This is a genomic window from Streptomyces sp. NRRL B-24085 (assembly GCF_001282115.1).
Lineage (GTDB): Bacteria > Actinomycetota > Actinomycetes > Streptomycetales > Streptomycetaceae > Streptomyces.
On the sequence record NZ_LJBR01000148.1, the window covers coordinates 1 to 7,632 of the forward strand.

Annotated in this window: 6 protein-coding genes; all 6 read left to right on the forward strand. The window is 72.1% G+C overall.

Translation table 11 applies throughout. The features are described from left to right. On the forward strand, positions 1-2,147 hold a 2,147-nt coding region (locus AOJ26_RS17920; RefSeq protein ID WP_053849317.1), incomplete at its 5' end, for a Pls/PosA family non-ribosomal peptide synthetase. A 35-nt stretch (positions 2,148-2,182) separates the two neighbouring features. Beyond that, positions 2,183-4,270 (forward strand): non-ribosomal peptide synthetase, encoded by a 2,088-nt coding sequence (locus AOJ26_RS17925; RefSeq protein ID WP_053849318.1) that lies wholly within the window; start codon positions 2,183-2,185, stop codon positions 4,268-4,270. 13 nt (positions 4,271-4,283) lie between these two features. Further along, positions 4,284-5,270 (forward strand): TauD/TfdA family dioxygenase, encoded by a 987-nt coding sequence (locus AOJ26_RS17930; protein WP_053849319.1) that lies wholly within the window; start codon positions 4,284-4,286, stop codon positions 5,268-5,270. After that, positions 5,267-6,298: a 2,3-diaminopropionate biosynthesis protein SbnB gene (gene sbnB / locus AOJ26_RS17935; protein ID WP_053849320.1), complete on the forward strand. Its 1,032-nt coding sequence runs from the start codon at positions 5,267-5,269 to the stop codon at positions 6,296-6,298. The genes AOJ26_RS17930 and sbnB overlap by 4 nt, the downstream gene beginning before the upstream one ends. A 30-nt stretch (positions 6,299-6,328) precedes the next feature. Beyond that, positions 6,329-7,312, forward strand: a complete 984-nt coding sequence (sbnA, locus tag AOJ26_RS17940; protein ID WP_053849321.1) for a 2,3-diaminopropionate biosynthesis protein SbnA — start codon at positions 6,329-6,331, stop codon at positions 7,310-7,312. Between the two features lie 122 nt (positions 7,313-7,434). Further along, positions 7,435-7,632, forward strand: a 198-nt coding sequence (locus AOJ26_RS44395) for a hypothetical protein (RefSeq protein ID WP_053849322.1), incomplete at its 3' end; no start/stop codon positions are given.

Genomic DNA, 7,632 nt, shown 5'->3' on the forward strand with positions numbered 1-7,632 from the left:
CCGCCCGGTACGCGCTGTGCGGGCTGGTTCAGTTCCTCGCTTTCGCCGTGTACTGCTGCGCTGCCGGTGTCGCCACCGCCGAGGGGTACGCCTGGCTGTCCGGCGCCGAGGGACTGCTCTCCGTCTACTTGCGCTCACTGGTCTTCGGCGGCGCCCTGTTCGTCGCCCTGTGCACCCTGCCCGTGGTGGCGAAGTGGGTGCTGGTCGGCCGGTGGAAGGAGACGGAGTTCCCGGTGTGGGGTCTCGCCTACCTGCGCTTCTGGCTGGTCAAGGCGCTGCTGCACGCCAACCCGATGGTTTTGTTCGCGGGCAATCCGCTCTACGTCCTCTACCTGCGGGCCCTCGGTGCCCGCATCGGCCCGGGCGTCACGATCCTGTCCCACTCGGTACCGGTCTGCACGGACCTGCTGACCGTGGGCGCGGGCACGGTGATCCGCAAGGACGCCCTGTTCTCCGGCTACCGGGCGCAGGCGGGCCGGATCCGCACCGGCCCGGTCACCCTCGGCCGGGACGTCTTCGTCGGCGAGAAGACCGTCCTCGACATCGGCACGTCCGTCGGCGACGGCGGACAGCTCGGCCACTCCTCCGCCCTGTACGACGGCGCCGCGATCCCCGCCGGCGAGCGACGGCACGGCTCCCCGGCCCGCCCCACCGACGTCGACCACATCCGGGTCCCGGCGGCCCGCTGCACCACCGCACGCCGGGCCGGGTACGCCCTGGCGGCTCTGACGCAGACGCTGCTCGTCCACGTCCCGCTCGGGATCGGCGGCACCTTCCTGGTGATGGACCTGGTCCCGGCCCTGGACCCGCTGCTGGAACCGGACGCGGGGGAACTGGCGACGGCCGCCTTCTACGCCCAGGCCCTGTTCCTGTCCCTCGTCCTGTTCGCCGGTTCGATCGTCGCGGGCCTCGTCGGCGTCACCCTGCTGCCCCGGCTGCTCAACCTGGCCCTGCGCCCCGACCGGGTCTATCCGCTGTACGGCTTCCACTACTCGGTGCAGCGCGCGATCGCCCGGATGACCAACATCAAGTTCTTCAAGTGGCTGTGCGGGGACAGCTCGTACATCGTCCCCTACCTGCGGTCCATCGGCTACGACCTCTCACGCGTCGAACAGACCGGCTCGAACTTCGGCACCGAGGTGTCGCACGAGACGCCGTACCTGGCCACCGTCGGCAGCGGCACGATGGTCGCCGACGGACTGTCGATCCTCAACGCCGAGTACTCCAGCACGTCGTTCCGCGTCTCGCGGGTCAGGATCGGCGGGCACAACTTCCTCGGCAACCACATCGCCTACCCGGTCGGCGGCCGTACCGGCGACAACTGCCTGCTCGCCACCAAGGTGCTGGTCCCGCTCGACGGCGAACTCCGCGAGGGCGTGGGCCTGCTGGGATCACCGCCCTTCGAGATCCCGCGCACGGTGGAGCGCGACACCCGCTTCGACCACCTGCGCGAGGGCGACGAACTGCGCCGCCGCCTGAGCGCCAAGAACCGCTTCAACGCCCGCTCGATGGCCCTGTTCCTGTTCGTCCGGTGGCTGCACTGGTTCGGGCTGACGCTCCTCGGTTTCGCCGTCGTCGATCTCTACGGCGGCCAGGGCGCCCTCGGCGGGCTGCTGATCGGCGGCTACCTGATGGCCTCACTCGCGCTCACCGTCGGCTACTACGTGCTGGTGGAGCGGCTGATCACCCGGTTCCGGCCGCTCCGGCCGCGGTTGTGCTCCATCTACGAACCGTACTTCTGGTGGCACGAGCGCCTGTGGAAGGTGCCCGACGGCCAGCTCAAGCTGTTCAACGGCACGCCGTTCAAGAACGTCGTCTGGCGGCTCATGGGCGTCCGGATCGGCCGCCGGGTCTTCGACGACGGTGTCGCCATCACCGAGCGGACGCTCACCGCGATCGGCGACGAGTGCACGCTCGGCGCCCACTCCAAGGTGCAGGCGCACTCCCAGGAGGACGGCACCTTCAAGTCCGACCACATCGTCATCGGCGCCGGCTGCACCGTGGGGGCGGGCGCGCTGGTCCACTACGGCGTCTCGATGGGCGACGGCGCCGTGCTCGGTGTCGACGCCTTCCTGATGAAGGGCGAGGAGATGCCGGCGGGGGCGCACTGGGGCGGGAATCCGGCGGTGGCGCTGCGCCGCGCCTGAACCGCCCGCACGAGGAAAACAGGGGGAAGCACGTCATGGAAACAGCTCCGCACCGCACGCCCGGTCCGATACCGGACGTCACCGAGTACACGGTCCCGCTGCCCGAGGGCACACCGACCGGTCCCGCCGCGCTCCTCGCGGCCCGCACCAAGGTCCTCGCCGCCCTCTCGGGCACGGCGGAGGGCACTCCCTACGACGACCTGGGCGTCGCCGTCTCCGACGGTGCACTGCGGCTGCGGTACCGCACCGGCGCGCTCGACGCCGCCGCGGCCGCCCGCGTCGCCGGCTACCACCTCACCGCCCTCCTCCACCCCGACCGCACGAGCCTGCTGTCCGAGGAGGAACTCCGCTTCCAGTTGGAGGAGTTGGCGGGCCCGGTCCGTGCGCTCCCGGACCGGCGGGTGCACGAGCTGTTCGAGGAGCGGGTCGCGAAACACCCGGACGCCGTGGCCGCCGTGCAGGACGGGCGGCGGTGGACGTACGCCGAGCTCAACTCCCGCGCCAACCAGGTCGGCCGGGCGCTGCTGGCCCGCGGTCTCACGGCCGAGGACGTCGTCGCCGTGGTCATGGAGCGGAACCTGGACTGGATGGCGGCCGTGCTCGGCGTGCTCAAGGCGGGCGGGGTGTACCTGCCGGTCGAGCCGCACTTCCCGGCCGAGCGGGTCACCCGGACGCTGTTCCGGGCGGGCTGCGCCTTCGTCGTCACCGAGCAGGGCAGCACCGGCTCGCTCTCCGGTACGGCCGCCGAGACGCTGTTCGTCGACGCCGTGTACGCCGAGGACCACGCCGGCGACGACCTCGGGATCCCGGTCGCGGCGGATCAACTGGCCTACATCTACTTCACGTCCGGGTCCACCGGTGAGCCCAAGGGCGCGATGTGCGAGCACGCCGGTTTCCTCAACCATGTGCTCGCCAAGGTGGAGGACCTGGGGATCGGCGAGGACGACGTGGTCGCGCAGACCGCGCCGCAGTGCTTCGACATCTCCCTGTGGCAGCTGCTCGCCGGGCCGGTCGCCGGCGGGCGGACGCTGATCGTGGGCCAGGACACGGTCCTGGACGTGCCGCGGTTCGTGGACACGCTGGTGCGGGGGCGGGTGAACGTGCTCCAGGTCGTGCCCTCGTACCTGGAGGCCGTGCTCGCCGAGCTGGGGCAGCGGCCGCGCGAACTGGCGGACCTGCGCTGTGTGTCGGTGACCGGGGAGGCGGTGAAGCGGGAGCTGGTGCAGCGCTGGTTCACCGCACAGCCCGGCATCACCCTGGCCAACGCCTACGGTCTGACCGAGACGTCGGACGACACCAACCACGAGGTCATGGACCGGGTGCCGGACGGCGACCGGGTCCCGCTCGGGCGGCCGGTGCGCAATGTGCGGGTGTACGTCGTCGACGAGGACCTGGTCCCCGTGCCGCTGGGCGCGCCGGGCGAGATCGTGTTCTCCGGGGTGTGCGTGGGGCGCGGGTACGTCAACGACCCCGAGCGCACCGCGGCCGCCTTCACCGAGGACCCGTACCGGCCCGGCGAACGGCTGTACCGCAGCGGTGACGTGGGGCGCTGGCGGGCCGACGGCAAGCTGGAGTTCCTCGGCCGCCGGGACACCCAGGTCAAGATCCGCGGGTTCCGCGTGGAGATCGGCGAGATCGAGAACGCGCTGCTGCGGGTGGACGGGGTGCGCGACGGGGCCGTGGTGGTCGTCCGGGGCACCCAGCTCGCCGCGTTCTGCGCCGGGCCCGAGCCGGTGGCCGCGGACACGGTACGGGAGCGGTTGGCGACCTCGCTGCCGTCGTACATGGTCCCCGCCGTCGTGCACTGGCGTCGGCGGCTGCCGCTGACCGCCAACGGCAAGACCGACCGCAGGACGCTCACCGCGCTCGCCGAGGACCTGGACGCCGGGACGGCCGGCGGGCCGGTGACGGCCGGTGAGCGGCGGCTGGCGGAGGCATGGGCCGAGGTGCTCGGCGTGCCCGCCGACCGGATCGGCCGCCTCGACCACTTCTTCGACCGCGGCGGCAGTTCGCTGTCCGCCGTGCGTCTCGCGATCGCCCTGGACCGGGCGGTCACCCTCCAGGACGTCGTCCGTCACCCGGTCCTCGCGGACCTGGCGGACCTGCTCGACCGGCGCGGCTGAAAGGAACCCAGAGATGTCCTCCACGAGTCTGCTTCCGTACCTGGACCCGGCCCCGGGCGCCCCACCGGTCCTGCACGCCAAGTCGACGGAGGGGCCGCTGAGTTGGGTCGCCGGGCACCGCGAGCCGCTGCGCGCCCTCGTCCGCGACCACGGGTGTGTCCTGGTGCGCGGGCTGGGCCTCGCCGACCCCTCGACGAGCGAGGCGGTCTTCCGCCGGCTGACCGACGGCCTGATGCCCGACCGTGAGCCCTTCGCGCCCCGGCGCCGCTACGCCGACGGCGTGTACTCCTCCACCAAGTGGCCGCCCAACCAGCAGATGTGCATGCATCACGAGGTCAGCTACGGGTTGGAGTTCCCGGGCCTGCTGCTGTTCGCCTGTCTGGAGGCGCCCGGTTCCGGGGGCGCGACCGCGCTCGCCGACGCCTCGGCGGTGCTCCGGGCCCTGCCCCGCGACCTGGCCGCCCGCTTCGAACGGGAGGGCTGGCTGCTGACCCGGGCGTACCACGACGAGATCGGCGCGTCCGTCGAGGAGGCCTTCGGCACCGACGACCGCACGGCCGTCGAACGCTACTGCCGCCGGCAGGCGATCGAGTTCGCCTGGCAGGACGACGGCTCCCTGCACACCCGGCAGCGGCGCGGCGCGGTCCTGCGGCACCCCTCCTCCGGACTGCCCTGCTGGTTCAACCAGATCGCGTTCCTCAACGAGTGGACGATGGAGCCGGAAGTGCACGAGTACCTGGTGGACATGTACGGCGCCGACGGGCTCCCCTTCAACACCCGCTTCGGCGACGGGAGTCCGATCGACGCGGACGTCGTGCGCACGATCAACGAGGTGTACGACGCCCACACCGTGCGCGAGCCGTGGCAGGACGGCGACCTCCTGCTCGTCGACAACATCCGTACCGCGCACGGCCGTGAGCCCTTCGAGGGGCCGCGCGAGGTGCTGGCCGCGCTCGGCGACCCGGTGCTGCGCGCCGACGGCGAGGTGAGCGGCGTATGAGCACCGTCGACGCCCCGTCCTTCGCGCTCGTCACCGGCGCCCAGGTGCAACGGGCCCTGCACGGAAGGGAACCGGAGATCGCGGACCTCGTCGAGGCCGTGTACCGGCTGCACGGAGTGGGTGACTCGGTGAACCCGCCGTCGTACTTCCTGACGTTCCCGGACCGCCCGTCGGCCCGGATCATCGCGCTGCCCGCCTCGCTGGGCGGACCGCTGCGGGTGGACGGCCTGAAGTGGATCTCCAGCTTCCCGGAGAACACCAGGTCCGGGCTGCCGCGCGCGTCGGCGGTGCTGATCCTCAACGACCCGGACACCGGCTATCCGTTCGCGTGTCTGGAGAGTTCCGTCATCAGCGCCACGCGCACCGCGTCGTCGGCGGCCCTGGCGGCCGGGAGGCTCAGCGCGGGCCGGACCCGCCCGACCCGGGTGGGCTTCATCGGTACCGGTCTGATCGCGCGCTACATCCACACCCATCTCACCGCCACGGGCTGGGAGTTCGAGGAGACGGGGGTGCACGACCTGTCCGCGGAGAGCGCCGCCGGGTTCCGCGGCTACCTGGAGCGGTCGGGGGCGCCGGGGAAGGTGGCCGTGCACGACTCGGCCGAGTCCCTGATCCGCTCCAGCGACCTGGTCGTCTTCGCCACGGTCGCCGGCACCCCGCACGTCCACGATCCCTCATGGTTCGGCCATCACCCCCTGGTCCTGCATGTGTCCCTGCGCGATCTCGCCCCGCAGATCCTGCTCGCGTCCGCCAACTTCGTGGACGACGTCGAGCACTGCCTCAAGGCCGAGACCTCCCCGCACCTGGCCGAACGGCTCACGGGGAGCCGGGACTTCATCGACGGCACGCTCGACGACGTGCTGACCGGACGGGTGACCGTCCCGACGGACCGGACGGTGGTGTTCTCCCCCTTCGGCCTCGGGGTGCTCGACCTCGCCGTCGGCCGGTACGTCCACGACGAACTGGCCCGGCGCGGCGAACTGCACGTCGTCGACGGGTTCTTCAACGAGCTGCGCCGGTACGGCTGAACGACCCGTGCGCATGAGGAGGGGGGCGTCATGCCCGTCATATCCGATCCTTCGGAGTTCAACGAGTCAGACCTCTACGTCGACCTGCGGGCGGCGCTGGAGCTTCCGCTGTTCCTGAAGTGCGAGGGCTTCAACTTCGCCGGGTCCGTCAAGCTGAAGGCGGCCCGCGAGATGGTGGACGCCGCCGAGCGGGACGGCACCCTGCGGCCCGGGTCGGTCCTGGTCGAGTCGTCGTCGGGGAACCTGGGGGTGGCCCTGAGCGTGATCGCCGCGAGCCGGGGCTACCGGTTCCTGTGCGTGACCGACTCACGGTGCAACCTGGCGACGATCCGGCTGATGGAGTCGCTCGGCACCCGGGTGCACGTGGTCAGGGAGCCGGACCTGCACGACGGCTACCTCGGGGCACGGCTCGCCTACGTGCGGGCGCTGTGCGCCTCGGACGAGCGGTACGTGTGGCTCAACCAGTACAGCAACCAGGGCAACTGGCGGGCGCACTACCGCACCACGGCGCCGGAGATCGCGCGCCGCTTCCCGGACCTGGACGTGCTGTTCGTCGGGGCCGGCACCACCGGGACGCTGATGGGCTGCGCCCGCTGGTTCTGGCAGTGGCGGCGGCCGGTGCGGATCGTCGCCGTCGACAGCGTCGGCTCGGTCACCTTCGGCGGCCCGCCCGGAGTCCGTCTGATCCCGGGGCTCGGCACGAGCGTGCCGCCGCAGCTGCTCGACAGGTCGTACATCGACGACGTGGTCCTCGTCGAGGAACCGGACACCCTTCAGGTCTGCCGCAGGCTGGCCGCCCGGGGCTTCCTGTTCGGCGGTTCCACCGGCACGGTCGTCGGCGGCGCCCACCAGTGGCTGTCCGCCCACGCCCGCCGCGGTCTCACCGCGGTCGCGATCGCCCCCGACCTCGGCGAACGCTACCTCGACACGGTGTACCGCCCCGGCTGGCCGCACGGCCTGCCCGAGCCGAACCCGGCCCACCGGACCACGGAGGCGATGGCCCGCCTGGCCTGAGCCCCCGTGCACACCCGCACGGTGCCCGACCCCCGCGCTGTCCGCGGGGGTCGGGCGCCGGGCTGGTGAGGCGCCGGGCCCGTGGCCGTGAGACGCCGTGCCCGTGAGCACGGAGCCGGTGGGTGCCATCCCCGGAGCCGCCGTACCCCAAGGGAACGCAGGACCAGGTCCCCGCCCGCCAGCACACGCCCACAAGCGCGGCCGGCACCTCCATCCACCGTGACCACCACGCGACCGACACCCCACCCCGTGTCCGAAAGGTGACCGGCTACCACGTCCACGCCGCCGACCGCGGCACGGAAGGCACCACGCACACCGTG